General features: G+C 74.6%; 14 protein-coding genes. 3 read left to right on the top strand and 11 right to left on the bottom strand.

The genetic code is table 11. The annotated features are described in order from the left end of the window. Together ABD946_RS20665 and ABD946_RS20660 are read right to left on the bottom strand one after the other, a co-directional pair. Positions 1-1,049, bottom strand: a 1,049-nt coding sequence (locus tag ABD946_RS20665; RefSeq protein WP_345285681.1) for a type VII secretion protein EccB, incomplete at its 3' end; no start/stop codon positions are given. A gap of 396 nt (positions 1,050-1,445) precedes the next feature. Next, entirely contained in the window at positions 1,446-1,574 is a 129-nt protein-coding gene (locus ABD946_RS20660) for a hypothetical protein (RefSeq protein ID WP_345285679.1), read from the bottom strand. A 74-nt stretch (positions 1,575-1,648) separates the two neighbouring features. Between ABD946_RS20660 and eccE the strand changes: the two genes are divergently transcribed. From eccE to ABD946_RS20645, 3 genes are all read left to right on the top strand, one after another. After that, on the top strand, positions 1,649-2,662 hold the full coding sequence (gene eccE / locus ABD946_RS20655; RefSeq protein ID WP_345285677.1) for a type VII secretion protein EccE: 1,014 nt from the start codon (positions 1,649-1,651) through the stop codon (positions 2,660-2,662). Further along, positions 2,662-3,420 (top strand): hypothetical protein, encoded by a 759-nt coding sequence (locus tag ABD946_RS20650; RefSeq protein WP_345285675.1) that lies wholly within the window; start codon positions 2,662-2,664, stop codon positions 3,418-3,420. The genes eccE and ABD946_RS20650 overlap by 1 nt, the downstream gene beginning before the upstream one ends. A gap of 166 nt (positions 3,421-3,586) precedes the next feature. Continuing rightward, positions 3,587-5,602: a nucleotide-binding protein gene (locus ABD946_RS20645; protein WP_380149479.1), complete on the top strand. Its 2,016-nt coding sequence runs from the start codon at positions 3,587-3,589 to the stop codon at positions 5,600-5,602. 86 nt (positions 5,603-5,688) lie between these two features. Here the strand turns inward: ABD946_RS20645 and ABD946_RS20640 are convergent, their stop codons facing one another. From ABD946_RS20640 to nusA, 9 genes are all read right to left on the bottom strand, one after another. Further along, positions 5,689-6,636 carry a bifunctional riboflavin kinase/FAD synthetase gene (locus tag ABD946_RS20640; RefSeq protein WP_345285674.1) on the bottom strand — a complete coding sequence of 316 codons (948 nt, stop codon included), beginning with the start codon at positions 6,634-6,636 and terminating at the stop codon, positions 5,689-5,691. A gap of 65 nt (positions 6,637-6,701) precedes the next feature. Then, positions 6,702-10,457 (bottom strand): hypothetical protein, encoded by a 3,756-nt coding sequence (locus tag ABD946_RS20635; protein ID WP_345285672.1) that lies wholly within the window; start codon positions 10,455-10,457, stop codon positions 6,702-6,704. Positions 10,458-10,796: 339 nt separating this feature from the next. Next, positions 10,797-11,726, bottom strand: coding sequence for a tRNA pseudouridine(55) synthase TruB (truB, locus tag ABD946_RS20630; protein ID WP_345285670.1), 930 nt, complete (start codon positions 11,724-11,726; stop codon positions 10,797-10,799). A 41-nt stretch (positions 11,727-11,767) separates the two neighbouring features. Beyond that, positions 11,768-12,889, bottom strand: coding sequence for a DHH family phosphoesterase (locus ABD946_RS20625; RefSeq protein WP_345285668.1), 1,122 nt, complete (start codon positions 12,887-12,889; stop codon positions 11,768-11,770). Between the two features lie 2 nt (positions 12,890-12,891). Then, the gene (rbfA, locus tag ABD946_RS20620) at positions 12,892-13,335 is read right to left on the bottom strand and encodes a 30S ribosome-binding factor RbfA (RefSeq protein WP_345285666.1); all 444 of its coding nucleotides are present in this window, start codon (positions 13,333-13,335) and stop codon (positions 12,892-12,894) included. A 147-nt stretch (positions 13,336-13,482) separates the two neighbouring features. After that, on the bottom strand, positions 13,483-13,779 hold the full coding sequence (locus tag ABD946_RS20615; protein WP_345285664.1) for a DUF503 domain-containing protein: 297 nt from the start codon (positions 13,777-13,779) through the stop codon (positions 13,483-13,485). A gap of 130 nt (positions 13,780-13,909) precedes the next feature. Further along, on the bottom strand, positions 13,910-17,047 hold the full coding sequence (infB, locus tag ABD946_RS20610; RefSeq protein WP_345285662.1) for a translation initiation factor IF-2: 3,138 nt from the start codon (positions 17,045-17,047) through the stop codon (positions 13,910-13,912). A 186-nt stretch (positions 17,048-17,233) separates the two neighbouring features. Then, on the bottom strand, positions 17,234-17,527 hold the full coding sequence (locus ABD946_RS20605) for a YlxR family protein (protein ID WP_345285694.1): 294 nt from the start codon (positions 17,525-17,527) through the stop codon (positions 17,234-17,236). A gap of 69 nt (positions 17,528-17,596) precedes the next feature. After that, positions 17,597-18,610, bottom strand: a complete 1,014-nt coding sequence (gene nusA / locus ABD946_RS20600) for a transcription termination factor NusA (RefSeq protein ID WP_345285661.1) — start codon at positions 18,608-18,610, stop codon at positions 17,597-17,599. Positions 18,611-18,645: the final 35 nt, after the last annotated feature.

The raw sequence follows: 18,645 nt of genomic DNA, 5'->3' as shown, positions 1-18,645 counted from the left end.
TGGGCGAAGTCGTTCGGAGAGAGCTCGGCGAACTTGGGCGTGCTGCCGCCGTAGAGCGCCCGCAGTTCGAGGTCGTTGACCATCAGCCGGGACTGGAAGGGGGAGATCTCGTAGAGCTTGTCGTAACCCACCATGAAGAAACTGCGGTTCTGGAAGGAGACCAGCCGGCCGACCTTCCGGTCCTCCGCGTTGCTGAGCGGGAGTTGGGAGCGCTGGTTCTTCTTGGTGTCGAACTCGTCGGGGCGCTTGAACTCCACCGCCCCGCCCTTGTCCAGGGTGTCCAGCCACTCCTGGGTCACCTGCTGCGGGTCGGCGTTGGAGCCGAACAGGCCGTCCTCCATCGCCGAGCGCTGCTGCGCGGTGGCCGAGGGACCGCCCAGGAAGTGCAGGGAACCCTTGTTGTCCACCAGGTACTTGGAGCCCGGGTAGGTGCCCTGCTTGGGCCCCTGGACGTACATCATCTGCCCCGGCCCGAGCATCCGGGCCGGGTCGCGCAGCGCGGCCGCGTCCTTGTCGGCGGCGACGAAGACGGCCTGGTTCGGCGGCTTCTTCTCGTCCGCGCCGGGGCGGTTGCAGACCGTCCAGAGCTTGGTCTGGCCGGCCACCGAGTCCAGCGGAAGCTTGTCCGGGGCGTACGGGATCCCGATGGTCGGGCCGTGGTTCTTGTACGCGTCCAGCACCTTGTCCGCCACGATCACGACCTTGGCGCCGGCCGGCAGGACCAGGCGCGCCGAGGACATGTTGAGGACCTGGTGGAGTTCCTTCTCCTTGGTCTTCTGGTTCGGCAGGATCACGTAGCGGGTGGTGGACTGCTTGCCCTGGATGATGTTGGCCCCGCTGTCCCAGTCCTTCGGCGCGGCGGGCTTGATCACTCCCCACATGCCGAAGCCGGCCACGATCACCGCGGCCACCACCACACTGGGCAGGATCGCCTTCACCGGACGCGGCGCGTCCTCGTCGTTCCCCCCGCCGCTGGGCAGCAGGAAGGCCCCCACCGTCCGCTTGCGCGCCGAGGTGTAGGCGTTCAGCTCGTCGCGGCGTGATGCCATGCTCGTCGTCTCCCCTGTTCGACCGAATTGCCAGTCCGACAACTGTGTGTGCGTCAGCACGACCGGCCCGCACGCGCGTTCCCCGTCGCGGGCCACGGCGGCTGAGTCTGCCACCCGCCGGGCGCACGTCGCAGCCAACCCTCTACGATGCGGCAGCAGACGGTGAGTACGGTACGGGTACGGTTTGCCGACCGGTCAACCGGGCCGTGGATTATCTGATTCAGAGAGGGCCACTCGGGGGATGCCAAGTCAGACCGCTCCAGGGCGACGCAGCACAGGGCACGGCAGGGGAAGCGGCGGGAGCCGCCGCGCGCAGTCCGGGCCCGCCCGGGCCACCGCTCCGGTTCCGGTCAAGGTGCACCCGCGGCCGGGCCTGCTCGGCACCCGCCTCAGGCTTCAGCAACTCGTGCTGCTGGAGGTCGCGTTGGCCTTGGTGGCGGTCGGCTGGACCATCAGCAAGGCGATGGCCGGGGCGTTCGCCGTCCCGGCGCTGCTGCTGGTGGTGCTCGCGCTGCTGCCGCTCAACGGCCTCAGCCTGCCCGAGGGCCTGAGGGTCCGCGCCGAGCTCAACGCCCGCCGCCGCCAGGCCCAGCAGAAACGTGCCGCCGCCCGGCACCGACCCGGCGCTGGCCCCGGCCCTGGAGCTCGAACCGGCGCTGCGCACCTACACCCACGCGATCGAGGCCGACCTCGGCGGCGGCCGCCCCGTCCGCCGGGAGACCGGCATGGTGGGCGACGGCACATTCCTCACCTCGATCCTGCTGGTGCAGGCCAAGGACCAGCCGCTGCGGCCGCACCGCAACGCGCTGCCGCTCCCGCTGGACGTGCTCTGCTCGGCCCTCCAGGTGGACGACATCGCCCTGGAGTCGGTGCAGTTGGTGCAGCACACCCAGCCGGCCCCGGCCCCGCACCTGCCCGACCAGTCGCTGGCCGCCCGCGCCTACCACCAGCTCCCGGACGGCGTCGCCACCCCGGGCCTGCGGCTCACCTGGGTCGCCCTCAAGCTCAGCCCGGAGCACACCCGCACCGCCGTCGAGGCCCGCGGCGGCGGCGAGGAGGGTGCCCGCAAGGCGCTCCAGCGCGTCACCGACCAGCTGGCCGGACGCCTCAACGGGGCCGGCTTCACCGCCACCGTGCTGGACGAGCGCGAGCTGATCGCCGCGCTGGCCATCTCGGTCTGCGCCAACCCGATCGCGGTGGCGGGCCGTCAGGGCACCGGCGGCGGTGGCGGCAACGGCCGCCGCACCCAGGAGAGCCGCAAGTTCTGGCGGGTGGACGACCGCTGGCACGCCACCTTCTGGGTCGCCAAGTGGCCCCAGCTCAGCCGCCCCGGCGGCGCCCCCGGCCGGATCGCCGCCCCCGACCTGGTCAACCTGGTCACCAACACCCCGGCGCTGGCCAGCACCTTCAGCCTGACCGCCAGCCGCGGCACCGGCGACTCGATCGCGGTCAGCGCGCACGTGCGCGTCACCGGCCGCAGCGAGAGCGAGGTCACCCAGGTCGGCCGGATGGTGGAGTCGCGCGCCCAGAGCTCCGGGATCGGCCTGACCCGGCTCGACCTGGAGCAGGCGCCCGGCCTGCTCGCCACGCTGCCCCTGGGAGGGACTTCCTGATGGCCTATCAGACCTATCCCGGCCAGACCGCGCCCGAGCCCACCGCCCGCGCCCCCCGACTGCGCCCCGGCTTCGGCCTGCGCGGCCCGCGCCGCGAGCGCCACGTGCTGGCCGCCGAGGACCTGGCCGCGCTGGCCTTCCCGGTCGGCGACGACGGCGTGCTGGTCGGCGTGGACCCGCAGAACCAGCCCGCCGTGATCGGCCTGTTCCGCCCCAGCCAGTACGAGTTGGTGCTGGTCGGCGGCATGTGGACGGCCCAGGTGATCGCACTCCGGGCGGCCGCCACCGGCGCCCGGGTCGCGGTCGAGACCGCCCGTCCGCAGGCCTGGTCCCCGATGGCCCAGGCGGCCGGCGGCGGCCAGCCGTGCGTGACGATCCACCAGGTCGGCCGGCTCGGCGCCCAGGGCGCCTCGGTCGCCTCGCCGGTGCTGGTGGTGCGCGACCTCGGTGCCCGTCCGCCGCGCAGCCGGCTCTCCGCCTCGCCCTGGCAGACCACCCTGACCCTGCTCCCCTACCTCGGCCCGAACGCCTCACGGGTGATCAACTCGGCCGATCTGGTGGGCATCCAGCGGGTCTCCCCGCAGGAGGCGGAGATCCTCGCCCGGCTGCTCTCGCTCGGCGACCAGGAGGTCGCCGCGCTGCCCACCCTGGGCGACAACATCACGCTCTGGGCGACCCGGATGCGGCGTCAGTTCGTGATGACCAACCCGGGCGAGGCCGAGGCACAGGTGCTCGGCGGCCCGCGCCGGATGGACTGACGGCGGACCGGCGAGAAGGTCCGTACACCGTGGGCACGGTGTACGGACCTCTCCATTCGTCCACGATGGTGTGAGTTCCGGCACCGCCTTAGGCCAACCGGACCACACGTCCTAGTCTTGTGCCTACGGCACCGCGAACAGCGGCGGCGAACACGAGGGAGCCCAAGTGAGCAGCGATCGGGACGGCGTCTACGTCGGCGACAACGCGGCGGAGGACGACGACGACTGGTCGGACGTTCCTGACTACTCCCCGCCCTCCTGGTACACCCAGGGCGACCCGGCGGCAGCGCCCGCCGCCGCCCAGCCCCCCGCGCCCGCTCCGGCGCCCGTCCCGGCCCCCGCGCCGGCGCCGGGCCCGGTCGCTCCGCCCGCACCCGCACCGGTGGCCGCGGCCCCGGTCGCCGAGACGCCCGCGCCGGTGGCTCCCGCGCCCGCCGTCCCGGCTCCGGCCCCCGCGCCCGCCGAGGTGGTCGAGACCGCCGTGCTGCCGCCGGTCACCGACCACGGCCAACCGGCGCCCGCCCCGGTCGCGTTGCAGTCCGCCCCGGAGCCCGTGGCCCCCGTGGCCCCGGTACCGCCCGCCCCCGCCCCGGTGCCCGTTCCGGCTCCGGCGGACGGGCAGGCCGTCCCCGGCCCGGTGCCGCCGCAGCCCGTCCAGGCCCAGCCGCCGCACCCTCAGGCGCCGCACGCCCAGCCGCCGCACGCCCAGCCCGGCCCGCCGCAGCCGCCGTACCCGCAGCAGGGCGGGGCCGTCCCGCCCGGTCCGCAGCCCGGGCCGTGGCCCCAGCAGCCGACGCACCCTCAGACCGCCCCGCCGCAGCAGCCGGTGGACCCGCGGCAGGGCGGCTGGCCGCAGGCAGCGCCCCAGCAGGCCGCACCGCAGCCGTACCCCCAGCAGCAGGTGCAGCAGCCGTACCCGCAGCAGGCCGTGCCGCAGGCACCGGTCGCCTTCCAGGGGCAGGGCCAGCAGCAGCCGATGGCGCACGGCGCCGCGCTCGGCTACACCGCGGCCGTGGAGCTCTCCTCGGACCGCCTGCTGCGCGGCCAGCCGAAGCAGCAGCGCGAGTCCCGGCTGAAGTTCGGCGGGAAGGCGGCCCAGGCCGACCGGGCCCGCAAGCTGGAGGTCATCCGCACCCCGGTGCTCTCCTGCTACCGGATCGCCGTCATCAGCCTCAAGGGCGGCGTCGGCAAGACCACCACGACCACCGCGCTGGGCGCCACGCTGGCCACCGAGCGCCAGGACAAGGTCATCGCGATCGACGCCAACCCGGACGCCGGCACGCTCGGCCGCCGGGTGAAGCGGCAGACCGGCGCGACCATCCGCGACCTGGTGACCGCCATCCCGCACCTGCGCAGCTACATGGACGTGCGCCAGTTCACCTCGCAGGACCTGCACTCGGGCCTGGAGATCCTGGCCAACGACGTCGACCCGGCCGTCTCGACCACCTTCAACGACTCGGACTACCGCCAGGTGATCCAGGTGCTCGGCCAGCACTACCCGATCATCCTGACCGACTCCGGCACCGGCCTGCTCTACAGCGCGATGCGCGGCGTGCTCGACCTGGCCGACCAGCTGATCATCGTCTCCACGCCCAGCGTGGACGGCGCCAGCTCGGCCTCCACCACGCTGGACTGGCTCTCCGCGCACGGCTACGCCGACCTGGTGCAGCGCTCCATCACGGTGGTCTCCGGGGTCCGCGAGACCAGCAAGATGATCAAGGTTGAGGACATCGTCGCGCACTTCCAGACCCGCTGCCGCGGCGTCGTGGTGGTGCCCTTCGACGAGAGCCTGGCGGCCGGCGCCGAGGTCAACCTCGCGATGATGCGCCCCAAGGTCCGCGACGCCTACTTCGAACTCGCCACCCTGGTCGGCGAGGACATCATGCGCGCCCAGCACGCGGCCGGCGGCTGGGGCCAGCCCCAGCAGCAGGGCGGTTACCCCCAGCAGGGCGGCTACCCGCAGCAGCAGGGCCAGCCGGGCTACCCCCAGCAGGGCGGCTACCCGCCCCAGCAGGGCCAGCAGCCGGGCTACCCGCCGCAGGGCCAGCCCTGGGCCCCCCAGCAGCAGCCCCCGCAGCAGTACGGCTACCCGCAGCAGCCGCTGCCCCAGGAGTGGGCGCAGCAGCCCCCGCAGCAGCCCGGGTACGGCTACCCGCCGCCGCCCCAGCAGCCGCAGCAGTAGCACCCGTCACGCCGGAGGGCGGCCCACCGAGCTGGTGGGCCGCCCTCCGGCGTACGGTCCGTCAGACCCCGGGCGAGAGTGCCGGGTCAGGGCGCCGAGTCGGTCAGCTCACGGGCCCGCTTCACGTCGTCGGCCATCCGGTCGAGCAGCGCCTCGATGGAGTCGAACTTCTCCATCCCGCGCAGGTAGGCCAGGAAGTCCACGGCCACGTGCAGGCCGTACAGGTCCAGGCCGACCCGGTCGATGGCATAGGCCTCGACCGTCCGGTGGGTCCCGTCGAAGGTCGGGTTGGTGCCGACCGAGATGGCCGCCGGCATCCGCTCGCCGTCGGCGGTCAGCCAGCCCGCGTAGACGCCGTCGGCCGGGACCGCGCTGTGCGCGACGGTGTCCACGTTGGCCGTCGGGTAGCCCAACTCCCGCCCGCGCTGGGCGCCCTGGACCACCACGCCCTCGACCCGGTGCGGACGGCCGAGCACCTCGGCGGCGGCCTCCACCTCTCCCTCGGCGACCAGTCGGCGGGTCAGCGTGGAGGAGAACGGCACGCCGTCCCCGGCCGTGCCGCGCAGCTCCAGGTCGAGCACCTCCACCGCGAAGTCGTCCGCCCGGCCCAGCTCGGCCAGCAGCGCGACGTTCCCCGCCGCCTTGTGGCCGAACCGGAAGTTCGGGCCCTCGATGACCAGCTTCGCGTGCAGCGCCTCCACCAGGACGGTCCGCACGAAGGTCTCCGGGGACTCCTGGGAGAACGCGGCGGTGAACGGCAGCACCAGCACCGCGTCCACGCCCAGCCCCTCGATCAGCTCCGCCCGCCGCGGCTGCGGCGCCAGCAGGGCCGGGTGGCTGCCCGGCCGGACGACCTCGCTCGGGTGCGGGTCGAAGGTGACCACGACCGCCTTCACCCCGAGCTCCCGGGCCCGCTCCACGGCCCGGCCGATGATCAGCTGGTGGCCCCGGTGCACACCGTCGAACGATCCGATGGTGACGACGCTGCGCCCCCAGTCCCCGGGGATCTCCTCCAGGCCACGCCAGCGCTGCACCTGACCGCTCCTTGTTCCCGAACCGGCGTGCGGTCACCGCACGCCCTCGCTTCCTTACCGGACCCCTATAGCGTGCCATGCGCCCGATGCTGTGTCGGCACCGGAACCGCAGCTGCGCGCGGCGTCCGCACCAAGGCGCAGCGCTCGGCCTCCGCCGCCGCGTACTGAGGGTCCCGCCCGTCGGCCGCCAACAGCCGCATCCGGGTCAGCAACGGGCCACCGCACGGACCCGGCTCGTCCGGCGGCCAGTGGGCCAGCAGCCGGGCGAACCCGGCCGAGCGGCCCGCCCCGCGGACCAGCGCGGCGTCCACCCCGGGCCCGCCGCCCTGCGCCGCGATCCGCACCAACTCCCTGGTGCCGTCCGGCGGTTCGCCGTCATAGCGGGCCGCCAGCCGCTCCACCACCGGCACCAGCACCAGCGGGTCCCGCTCCTCGGCGAGCAGCGCGGCCAGCAGCCCGGTGGGGTGCTCCGGCTCGGTCAGCAGCAGCGCCAGCACCGCGCGCAGCCCGGGCGGCCCACCCGCCGCCGCGGCCACCACCGCCTCCGGACCGGCCGGGCCCACCAGCAGTCCCACCAGGTGCTCGACGACCTGACCCGCCGTCCGCTCACGGGCCGGGCCGCCCTCCCGCTCCGCGCGTTCCAGCAGCTCGGCGGCCAGGTCCAGGGCCGGACCGAGCAGCTCGGGGCCCGGCTGCCCGGCCAGCACCCGCAGCACCTCCGCCACCGCCGCCCCGGGCTCCGCCAGCCGCCGCCGGAAGGCCTCCAGCACCGGCCCCGGCTCGTCCGCCAGCACCGGAGCCAGCGCCTCGGCCGTGACGAAGGGATCGTCCCGCAGGAACGCCTCCAGCGCCCGCTCCAGGTGCCGCACCCGGCCCGCCGGCTCCCGTACCAGCAGGGCCAACGCCGCACCGTGCAACGCCGGTTCCTCCTCCCGGGCGAGCAACGTCCGGGCGGCGTGCCACAGCAGCTCGGCCCCCGTCCCGGCGGCGTACGGGGCCACCCGCAGCCCGTGCACCGCCGCCGCCACGTGCCAGTGCGGGCCCGGCCGGTGGCTCCACCGGTCCACCGCCCGGCACAGCGCCGAGGGCTCCTCCGCGGCCAGCCGGGCCAGCAGCGCGTCCGCCCGGGGATGGGCGGCGATCGCCAGACACTCCGTCAGGTCGTCCACCGCACCGTGCCGGTGCGCGAAGAGCAGGTCGTCCGCGAGGTCGCCCGCCGCACTGCCGCCGGTCTCCCGGTACCAGCCGCACAGCAGCGGCAGCACCGCCCGAGGCTCGGCCGCCAACAGCCCCGCCACCGCCGGGCCGGCCGGCTGACCCGCCGTCACCAGGCGCCGCAACAGCCCCACCCGGTCCTCCACCGGCAACGGCAGCCCGGTCCAGAACCCCGGCTCCAGGCCGCCGCCACCGCGCTCGGCGATCCGCTCCAGCAGCTCCCGGTGCGCGGCGGGGCCGGCCCCGAACCCCAGCCCGTCCACCAGCAGCCGCCGCGCCCACCAACCCTCCTCCGGCCCCGGAGCCGTCTCCACCCCGCGCCACAACCGCCACAACCACCCGTCCAACCCCTGCGCCCCGTACCGCTCCGCCACCCGCCGCAGCGCCCACCCCACCACCCCGACCCGCCACCGCGGCACGCCTCCGGCGGGGGCCGGGGCAGAGGCGGAGGGGGAGCCGGAGAACGGCGAAGCCGGGCCGGACGGGAGCTCGGAGACGGCCCGGGCGAAGCCGGCACCGGACGCGGAACCGGCGGGGGCGGGGACGGAGGGGGAGCCCGCGAAGGGCGAAGCCAAGCCGGACGGGAACTCGGAGGCAGCCGGGGCGGAGCCGGCATCCGACGGGGAACCGACGAGGGCCTCGGCGGACGCGGACGCGGAGCCGGAGAACGGCGAAGCGGGGCCGGACGGGGCACCGGAGGAGGGCGGACCGCCCAAGCCCCGCGCGGGATCCTCCGACGGGCCGGAGCAGGCCGTGGCGCCCGGGCCGGCCGCGGACGGCGCCGGCCCGCCGGACCCGTGCCCGTCCACCGCACCGCACGCCGCGGCAGCGCTCCCCGCCGACCCACCGTCCCGCGCGCCACCGCCCGCCGTCCCGGACGCCACCCCTCGCCTCACCGACTCGTCCGGGTGGCCGTCCGGAGCGCCGCCGGCCGGCGCGGACGCCGCCCCCTGCCCCACCGACCCGTCCGGAGCGCCGTACGCCGCGTCGCCGCCTCCCCCCACCTCGCCGAGCAGCAGCCGCAGGGCCGCGTCCAGGTCGAGCTGGGCGGCCTGCAGCCAGTCCGCGAGGTCCTCGTGCGGGAAGCGGTAGCCGCGCCCCGCCGGGACCAGCAGCGGGACACCCAACGCCGCGCCGGCCCAGCCGCCCGTCGCCGGGAAGAGCTCGTCGAAGTCGGCCGCGTCCAGGGTGCCGTGACCGCTCGACAGCATCCGGCGGGCCACCTCCCGCAGCCGCTCCGCCACCACCCCCGCCCGCTCCCGTTCCCGGGCCTCCGCCAGCTCCGGGGACGGCCCGCCCCGCCGGTGCGCCCCCGCCCGCCGGGCGGCCCCGGCCGCCGCCACCGCCCGGGCCGCCTCCCGGCAACCCCGCTCCAGCCAGCCCGCGTACAGCTCCGCCAGGTCCGCCGGCGCTCCCGTCTCGCCCGCCAGCCGCAGTGCCAGCGGCCGCCCGTCGAAGGGCTCCGTCCCGTACCGGCGGGCCACCCGGGCCGCCGCCTCGGCGGGCAGCTCCCCCAGCCCGTGCACCGCCGCCCCCGCCAGCCCCGGCCAGCCCTCCGGCCGGGCCGCCACCAGCAGCCGCGCTCCGGCGAACGCGAGCCACTCCACCGTCCCCGCCAGCCACTCCCCCGTGACGACGGCCGGCGCCTCCTCCAGCCCGTCCAGCAGCACCAGCAGCGGCCGCTCCGCCGCCGCACAGACCAGCAGCACCTCCGGCAGCCCCGGCTCCGGCACGCCCAACAGGCCCGCCGCCCACCCCAGTTGGCGCTGGACCGCGGCGGCCGGAGTGGGCTCCCCCGCCAGCAGGTCGGCCCCGCGCAGCCAGATCGTCGGCAGCGGCCCCGGCCCGCCCATCCGGCGGACCGCCAACGCCGCCAGTTCGGTGGAGCGCCCGCTCCCGGCCGGGCCGAGCAGCGCCGACACCACCGCCTGCGGCTCCTCCCCGGTCAGCCCGTCCGGGCGGTCCACCCGGTCGGCCGCCAGGTCCGCGATCCGGCCCGGCCCGGCGCCGGCCGAACCGAGCTGCACCGAGGCCAGTTGGAGCACCCCACCGAGGTTGAGCGCCCGCCCGTGCGCGGGGGCCGCCTCGGCGTTCCTGGCCCGCAGCGCCGCCAGTTCCGGCCCGTCCAGCGGCAGCGCGACCGGCCGCGCACCCGGCCCCGGCGCCAGCACCCCGAGCACCGCCCCGCTCTCCGCGCACAGCACCGGCGCGCCCGCCGTCACCGGGCCGCGCAGCTGCGGCAGCTCGAGCTCCAGCACCCCGTCCGGCCCGACCGCCCGCACGCCGCCCTGGAGCTGCGTCAGCTCCCACACCCCGGCGGCGAGTTGGCAGACGGTCAGCAGCCCGCTGCCCACCCCCGCCGCGATCGGCGGCGGCTGATCGGGCAGGCCCCCGACGCCCGCCGTGTGCAGCAGGGCCAAGCCCGCACCGGGCAGCTCCTCCACGCTCTCCCGCCCGAGCACCCGGGCCTGCCCGCCCGCCGTGTGCAGCACCAGCTCCGCGACCCCCGCCACCACCTGACGGGCCGTCACCACGGTGCCCGACCGGTCCGCCACGAAGCCCAGCCCGCGCACCAGTCCGTCCGCCCCGCAGATCCGCAGCAGCACGACGCCCGCCCCTCGTCCCCGGCAACACCCGCCCGGTACCTGCCCGCTCCCACCCGGACCGCTACCGCCACTCACCTGAAGGGATGAACTTCACCGCGACCCGGCCACCCTCGGACCGCCCTCGGACCTCCCTCGAACCGCCCTCGGACCGCCCGGAGGGCGGTCAGGGGCGCGAGGAACTGCGCGAATCGGAAGACGAAAACCCGTGTGCCGGGTACGGAGATCCACGTGCAAGTGAGTGTCCGTACCCGGCACACGGGTCGTTTCCTCCCGCAGCGCGCAGTTCCCCGCGCCCCCGGTATGACCAATTTCGTCCGCTGCCCCCGGCAGGGTGCGTCGTCAGCCCACGAAGACCGCGACCGGCTTGGCCTGGCCGGCCTTCTCCTCGATCAGGGCCAGGAAGCGCCCGTCCGGCGCGAAGACCGCGATCGGCCCGTCCACGCCCAGGCCCGGAGCCTTGAGGCGAGTCCCGTGCGAGAGCTGCTCGGCCTGCTCGGCGTCGACGTCCCAGCGGGGGAACGCCGCGGCTGCCGCGTCCCCGATCGCCAGCACCTCCAGCGGGGCGCCGTCCTCCCCCTTGACGGCCTCCTCCAGCTGCTCCAGCGTCCGCGCCGAGTCGAGCCCGTACGGCCCGACCTTGGTCCGCCGCAGGGCGGTCAGGTGACCGCCGACCCCGAGGCCCGCGCCCAAGTCCCTGGCCAGGGCCCGGATGTAGGTGCCGGAGGAGCACTCCACCGTGACGTCGAGGTCGATCACCGGGGTGCCGTCCTCCGCCACCGCCGCGCGCTGCTCGTGCACCACGAAGGAGTGGATGGTGGTCGGCCGCGCCGCCAGCTCGAAGTCCTCGCCTTCCCGGACCCGGGCGTAGGAGCGCTTCCCGTCGATCTTGATCGCGCTGACCTTCGACGGCACCTGCATGATCTCGCCGGTGAGCGCCGCGATCCCGGCGTCGATCGCCTCCCGCGCCACCGCGGAGGCGTCGGCCGAGGCGGTGACGTCGCCCTCGCGGTCGTCCGTGACGGTGGTCTGCCCGAGGCGGATCGTCGCCTCGTAGGTCTTCGCCGTGAGCATCAGGTGCCCGAGCAGCCGCGTGGCCCGCTCGACCCCGATCACCAGCACGCCGGTCGCCATCGGGTCCAGCGTCCCCGCGTGCCCGACCTTCCTCGTGCCGGCCAGCCAGCGCAGCTTGGCCACCACGCCGTGCGAGGTCAGGCCCTCCGGCTTGTCGACGATGACCAGTCCGTCCGGGCCCGTGCCTTTACGCTTCATCAGTTCTTTCTCTGCACCTAGTACTTACCAAGAAGAAGAAATCAGCCGTGCGCGCCCAGTGCCGCCCGGAACCGCGCGACCGTGGCGTCCACGTCCTCCCGCGCGGAGAACCCCGCCGCGAAGCGGTGCCCGCCGCCGCCGAGGTCCGCGCAGACCGCGGCCACGTCGACCTCGCCCTTGGCCCGGCAGGAGCCGCGCAGGGTGCCGTCCGGGTCCTGCTTGAGCACCAGTGCCACCTCGGCCTCGGCCGGGCGCCGCAGCACGTCGATCAGGCCCTCGATCTCCTCCACCGTGACGCCGTAGAGCACCAGTTCCTGGTACGGCACCCAGGTCCACACCAGCCCGCGGCCGCCCGCCGCGTCCGGCTCGTAGACGGCCCGGCCGAGCGCCGCGGCCAGCACCTTGAGGTAGCCGAAGGAGGAGGTGTCCCAGAGCTGACGGGAGATCAGGTCGTGCCGGATGCCGGTGGCCAGCAGCCGCCCGGCGAACTCGTGGGTGGCCGGGGTGGTGGCCGCGTACTTGAAGGAGCCGGTGTCGGTGGCCACGCCGGTGTAGAGGCAGGTGGCCAGCGCCTGGTCGAGCTCGACGCCGAGCCGCCGCAGCAGTTCGTCCACCAGCACGGCGGTGGCCGGGGCGGTGGGGTCGATCAGGCGGTGGGTGCCGAAGCCGGGGTTGGAGGCGTGGTGGTCGATGACCACCAGGGCGGGGGCGGCGAAGGCCTTGTCGTGCAGCAGGCCGAGCCGGCCGGTGGAGGCCACGTCGAAGCAGACCACCAGCGCGGGCACCTCGGGCACCTCGGCGGCCGGCACGATCAGCTCCTGACCGGGCAGGAAGGAGAGCGACTCGGGGATCACCTGCGGGTCGTCGCCGAAGGACACCCGGACCCGGCAGCCGCGGGCCCGCAGCGCCAGCCCGGCGGCCAGCGCCGAACCGAGCGCGTCGCCGTCCGGGTTCACGTGGCAGATCAGGTCCACCTCGTCGGCCCGGCCGAGCAGCTCCACCACCCGCTGCCACTCACCCGCCAGCGCGGGGGCCCCGGGCTCGCCCGCGGCCGACGATCCGCCGTCACCCGCGCTGCGCGGCCCGGGAAGCACCGCGAGGGCACCCTCCACCGTGTCGGTGGAAGATGCCCCCTGGCCGGCCTCGGCCGGCTCGCCGGTCATGGCTACTCGTCCTCGTCGTCGCGCTCGGCGGCCGGCACCCGGTAGGGGTCGGCGTCCCCGGCGTAGGTGGCGCCGGCCGAGGCCGTGCGCACCGCGGCGTCGGAGAGCCGGGCCTTGTCGAGCAGGTCGTCGATGTTCTTCGCGTTGTCCGGCAGCGCGTCGGCGACGAAGGTCAGCGACGGGGTGAAGCGGACGCCGGTCTGCTTGCCGACCTCGGAGCGGAGCACGCCCTTGGCGCTCTCCAGCGCCGCGGCGCTGGCCTCCCGCTCCGCCTCGTCACCGTAGACGGTGTAGAAGACGGTGGCCTCGCGCAGGTCACCGGTGACCCGGGCGTCGGTGATGGTCACGTAGCCCAGCCGCGGGTCCTTGATCCGGCGTTGCAGGGTCTCGGCCACCACCACCTGGATGCGGTCGGCGAGCTTGCGCGCCCTTGCGGTGTCGGTCACGTTGCCTCCTCGTGCAGTGAGCGCGGTACCGGGACGGTCGCACCCGGTGCGGCCCTGGCCCCAACGTACCCGCCCGCGCCCGGCCTTGCGGGCGCTCTCGGTCCTCGTCGGTGTGACGCTCCCGACCGGCCGGCCGGACGTCCCACCTCAATCATCGTCGTCGCCGTGGTACCGCCTCCTCGCGGAGAGCAGCATCACCTCGGGGCGGCCGGCGACCAGCCGCTCACAGCTGTCCAGCACCTCGGTGACGTACCCGGCGTCGCCGGAGACGACCGCCAGGCCGATCTCGGCCCTGCGGTGGAGGTCCTGGTTCCCTACCTCTGCGGCGCACACGCTGTACTTGCGCGCCAGCTCGGCCACGATGGGCCGCACGATCGACCGCTTCTCCTTGAGCGAGTGCACGTCGCCGAGGAGAAGGTCGAAGGTGAGTGTTCCTACGAACATGTATGACAGGCCAGAGCCGGCCTGGGGGCCTCGAAGGAGTTGCCCGAACGGGCGTACCTGGAGGCTAACAGTGAGGCCGGGGCCGGTCGACGGGATTTGCACCCGTCGACCGGCCCCGGCTCACACCGCGTTACGCGCGGGGCTTCTCGCGCATCTCGTACGTCTCGATGACGTCCTCGACCTTGATGTCGTTGAACGAACCGAGCGTGACACCGGCCTCGAAGCCCTCGCGGACCTCGGTGGCGTCGTCCTTGAAGCGGCGCAGACCCTCGATGGTGAGGTTCTCGGTGATGACCTTGCCGTCGCGGATGAGGCGGGCCTTGGCGTTGCGGCGCAGCAGGCCCTCGCGGACGATGACACCCGCGATGTTGCCGAACTTGGAGGAGCGGAAGACCTCGCGGATCTCCGCGGAGCCGAGGCGCACCTCCTCGTACTCCGGCTTGAGAAGACCCTTGAGGGCGTTCTCGATCTCCTCGATGGCCTGGTAGATGACCGAGTAGTACCGGACGTCCACGCCTTCCTTCTCGGCAGCGGTACGGGCGCGGCCTTCGGCGCGCACGTTGAAGCCGATGATGATGGCGTCCGAGCCCATGGCCAGGTCGACGTCCGACTCGGTGATCGCACCGACGCCGCGGTGCAGCACCCGGAGCTCGACCTCCTCGCCCACGTCGAGCTTGACGAGGGCGTCCTCGAGGGCTTCGACGGAACCGGAGACGTCACCCTTGATGATGAGGTTGAGCTGCTCGATGGAGCCCGCTGCGATGGCCTTGTCCAGGTCCTCGAGCGAGATCCGGACCCGACGCTGCGCGAAGGCGGCGTTGCGGTCGCGGGCCGAGCGCTTCTCGGCGATCTGACGGGCCGTGCGGTCCTCGTCGACGACGATGAAGCTGTCGCCGGCGCGGGGCACCGAGGTCAGACCGAGCAGCAGCACCGGGCGGGACGGGCCGGCCTCGGCGAGGCTGTTGCCGTTCTCGTCCAGCATCGCGCGGACGCGGCCGTAGGCGTCGCCGACCACGATCGAGTCACCGACGCGGAGGGTACCGCGCTGCACGAGCACGGTCGCCATGGCGCCGCGGCCCTTGTCGAGGTGGGCTTCGATCGCGATGCCCTGCGCGTCCTGCTCCGGGTTGGCCCGGAGGTCGAGCGAGGCGTCCGCGGTCAGGACCACGGCCTCCAGCAGGGAGTCGATGTGCAGGCCCTGGCGGGCGGAGATGTCGACGAACATGGTGTCGCCGCCGTACTCCTCGGCCACCAGACCGAACTCGGTCAGCTGGCCGCGGACCTTGGTCGGGTCCGCGCCCTCGACGTCGATCTTGTTGACCGCGACCACGATCGGCACGCCGGCGGCCTTGGCGTGGTTCAACGCCTCGACCGTCTGCGGCATGACGCCGTCGTTGGCCGCGACCACCAGGATCGCGATGTCGGTGGACTTGGCACCACGGGCACGCATGGCGGAGAACGCCTCGTGACCCGGGGTGTCGAGGAAGGTGATCGGGCGCTCTTCGCCGTTCACCGTGGTGACGACCTGGTACGCACCGATGTGCTGGGTGATGCCACCGGCCTCGCCCGCCACCACGTTGGACTTGCGGATGGCGTCGAGCAGGCGGGTCTTACCGTGGTCGACGTGACCCATGACGGTGACCACCGGCGGACGCGCGGCCAGCATCTCCTCGTCGCCCTCGTCGGCACCGAAGTCGATGTCGAAGGACTCGAGCAGCTCGCGGTCCTCGTCCTCCCGGCTGACGATCTCCAGCTGGAAGCCCATCTCCTCGGCCAGCATCTGGAGCGTGTCGTCGGAGACCGACTGGGTCGCGGTGACCATCTCACCGAGGTTGAACATCACCGAGACGAGCGCGGCCGGGTTGGCGTTGATCTTCTCGGCGAAGTCCGTCAGGGACGAGCCCCGCGACAGGCGAACGGACTGGCCGTTGCCGCGCGGCAGCATCACGCCGCCGACCGACGGGGCCTGCATGGCCTCGTACTCCTGGCGCTTCGCCCGCTTCGACTTGCGGCCACGGGCCGGACGGCCACCGGGGCCACGGCCGAACGCACCCTGCGTGCCACCACGGGCACCCGGACCACCCGGACGGCCGCTGAAGCCACCCGGACGGGCACCGCCGCCGGCGAAGCCGCCGCCGCCACCGGCACCACCCGGACGCGGGCCGCCGAAGCCGCCACCGGCCGGACGCGAGCCCGGACCGGCCGGACGACCGGCGAAGCCCGGACGGGCGCCACCGGCGGCACCCGGACCACCCGGACGGCCACCGGGACCACCGGGGCCACGGCCACCGGCACCCGGGCCCGGACGCGGGCCCGGACGCTGCGGCATCATGCCGGGGTTCGGACGGGGCATGCCCGAGGGGCTCGGGGCACCCGGACGCGGACCGGCCGGACGGGGCATCCCGTCGGGACGCGGAGCGCCACCCGGACGGGGGGCACCGGCACCCGGCGCACCGGCCGGACGCGGACGGTCGCCACCGGGACGCGGGGCACCCTGGCCCGGAGCGCCACCCGGACGCGGACGGTCGCCACCCGGACGGGGGGCACCGGCACCCGGCGCACCGGCCGGACGCGGACGGTCGCCACCGGGACGCGGCGCACCGGCACCCGGCGCACCGGCCGGACGCGGACGGTCGCCACCCGGCGCGGCCGGACGACGGTCGCCGGGGCGGCCCATGCCGGTCGCGGAGCCGGAGGTGAAGGGGTTGTTGCCCGGACGCGGGCCGGCCGGGCGCGGGCCCGGACGGGCGGCCGGGTTGGCGGGGTTCGCCGGACGAGCGGCCTGGGCGGCCGGACGGGCCGGGGCCTCACCGGCGGGAGCCGGGGAGGAGAACTCCGCCGCCGGGGCGGCCGGAGCGGCCGGGGCAGCGGGGCGGGCCGCCGGGCGCGGGCCCGGCGTCGGGGCGCCGGCCGGCTTCGGCGCGGCGGGGGCGGCCGGGGCGGCGGGAGCCGCGGCGGCCGGGGTCGGACGGGGACCCGGAGTCGCGGCGGGCCGCGGTCCGGGGGTGGGGGCACCCGGCTTGGGTGCGGCCGCACCGGCACCGCCGGTGGGCTGGGGCGCCGCGGGCTTCCGCGGGCCAGGCTTGGCAGCACCGCTGCCCGAGGGGGCAGCCACTCCCAAAGCGTCAGTCAACTTGCGCACGACCGGCGCCTCGATCGTCGAGGACGCCGAACGGACGAACTCACCCAGCTCGGTGAGCTTGGCCATGACGGCCTTGCTCTCCATGCCGAGCTCCTTGGCGAGCTCGTATACCCGGACCTTAGCCACTTCGCTCCTGTCTACGTGTCCGGGGTATTCGTCCGCCGGACCATCGCTACTTCATGGGCGTACTCATCGCGTACTCATCGAGTGCTCATCGCAATCTCGACCTACTTCCAACTCGCGAGGTACCTGACGTGGTGCGCACCGGGCGCGGGCCTGCCGGCCCTCCCGGTGCTTGTTGCGGTGGTTCTCTCAGCCTGGCGGGATGTCACCCGCCCGCTGCTCGACGTGCTCGCGCAGCGCCGCGGTGTCGAGCGTCCCCTGGAGCCGGAAGGCCCGGGGGAACGCCCGGCGGCGGACCGCGAGGTCGAGGCAGGCCAGGTCGGGGTGCAGGTGTGCGCCCCGGCCGGGCAGTGCGCCGCGGAGGTCGGGGACGCAGATGCCCTCGACCGCCACGACACGCAACAGCTGGTGCTTGGCCGCGCGCTTGCGGCAGCCCACGCAGGTGCGTTCCGGGCATGCTCGGACATGCGTCCGGCCAGACAAGCTCAAGTCTACCCCTCCGGAGGGACATGACGCCGCCCCGCCGATCGCGGTAGGACGTCTACAACGTGACTACTCGGCCCGGGATTCCCGGCGATCGTCCTCCGCAGGGGCCTCGGTGTCCGGCCGGATGTCGATCCGCCAGCCGGTCAGACGGGCGGCCAGGCGGGCGTTCTGGCCCTCCTTGCCGATCGCCAGCGAGAGCTGGTAGTCCGGCACGATCACCCGTGCGGAGCGCTGACCGTAGTCAACGATCTCCACGCTGCTCACCCGTGCGGGGGACAGCGCGGCGGCGACCATCTCGGCCGGGTCCTCGGACCAGTCCACGATGTCGATCTTCTCGCCGTGCAGCTCGGCCATCACGTTCCGCACCCGGGTGCCCATCGGGCCGATGCAGGCGCCCTTGGCGTTCAGGCCGGCCCGGCGGGACCAGACGGCGATCTTGGTGCGGTGGCCGGCCTCGCGGGCGATCGCGGCGATCTCGACGGTGCCGTCGGCGATCTCCGGGACCTCCAGCGCGAACAGCTTCTTCACCAGGCTGGGGTGGGTCCGGGACAGCGTCACGGACGGGCCGCGGACACCGCGGCGGACGGCCACCACGTAGCACTTCAGGCGGGTGCCGTGGGCGTAGACCTCGCCCGGGACCTGCTCCTGCGGCGGGAGGATGGCCTCCAGCTTGCCGATGTCGACCAGGATGTTCTTGGGGTCGTTGCCCTGCTGGACGACACCGGTGACGATGTCGCCCTCCTTGCCCGCGTACTCGCCGAAGGTCTTCTCGTCGGCGGCGTCGCGCAGGCGCTGCAGGATCACCTGCTTGGCGGTGGAGGCGGCGATCCGGCCGAAGCCGCTCGGGGTGTCGTCGAACTCCTTGGGCTCGACGCCCTCGTCCAGCTCGGAGGCGTCCTCCAGGGCCCAGACGGTGACGTGCCCGGTCTTGCGGTTCAGCTCCACCCGCGCGCGGCGGCGGGAGCCCTCGGTGCGGTGGTACGCGATGAGGAGGGCCGACTCGATCGACTCGACCAACAGGTCGAACGGGATGTTCTTCTCGGTAACCAGCCCACGCAGGGCGCTCATGTCGATGTCCACGGCTACGCCTCCTCTTCTCTCTTCACGGTCATGTT

Origin of the sequence: Kitasatospora albolonga, assembly GCF_039535905.1 — a bacterium.
GTDB lineage: Bacteria > Actinomycetota > Actinomycetes > Streptomycetales > Streptomycetaceae > Kitasatospora > Kitasatospora albolonga.
This window is presented reverse-complemented; position numbering and strand designations above follow the sequence as displayed.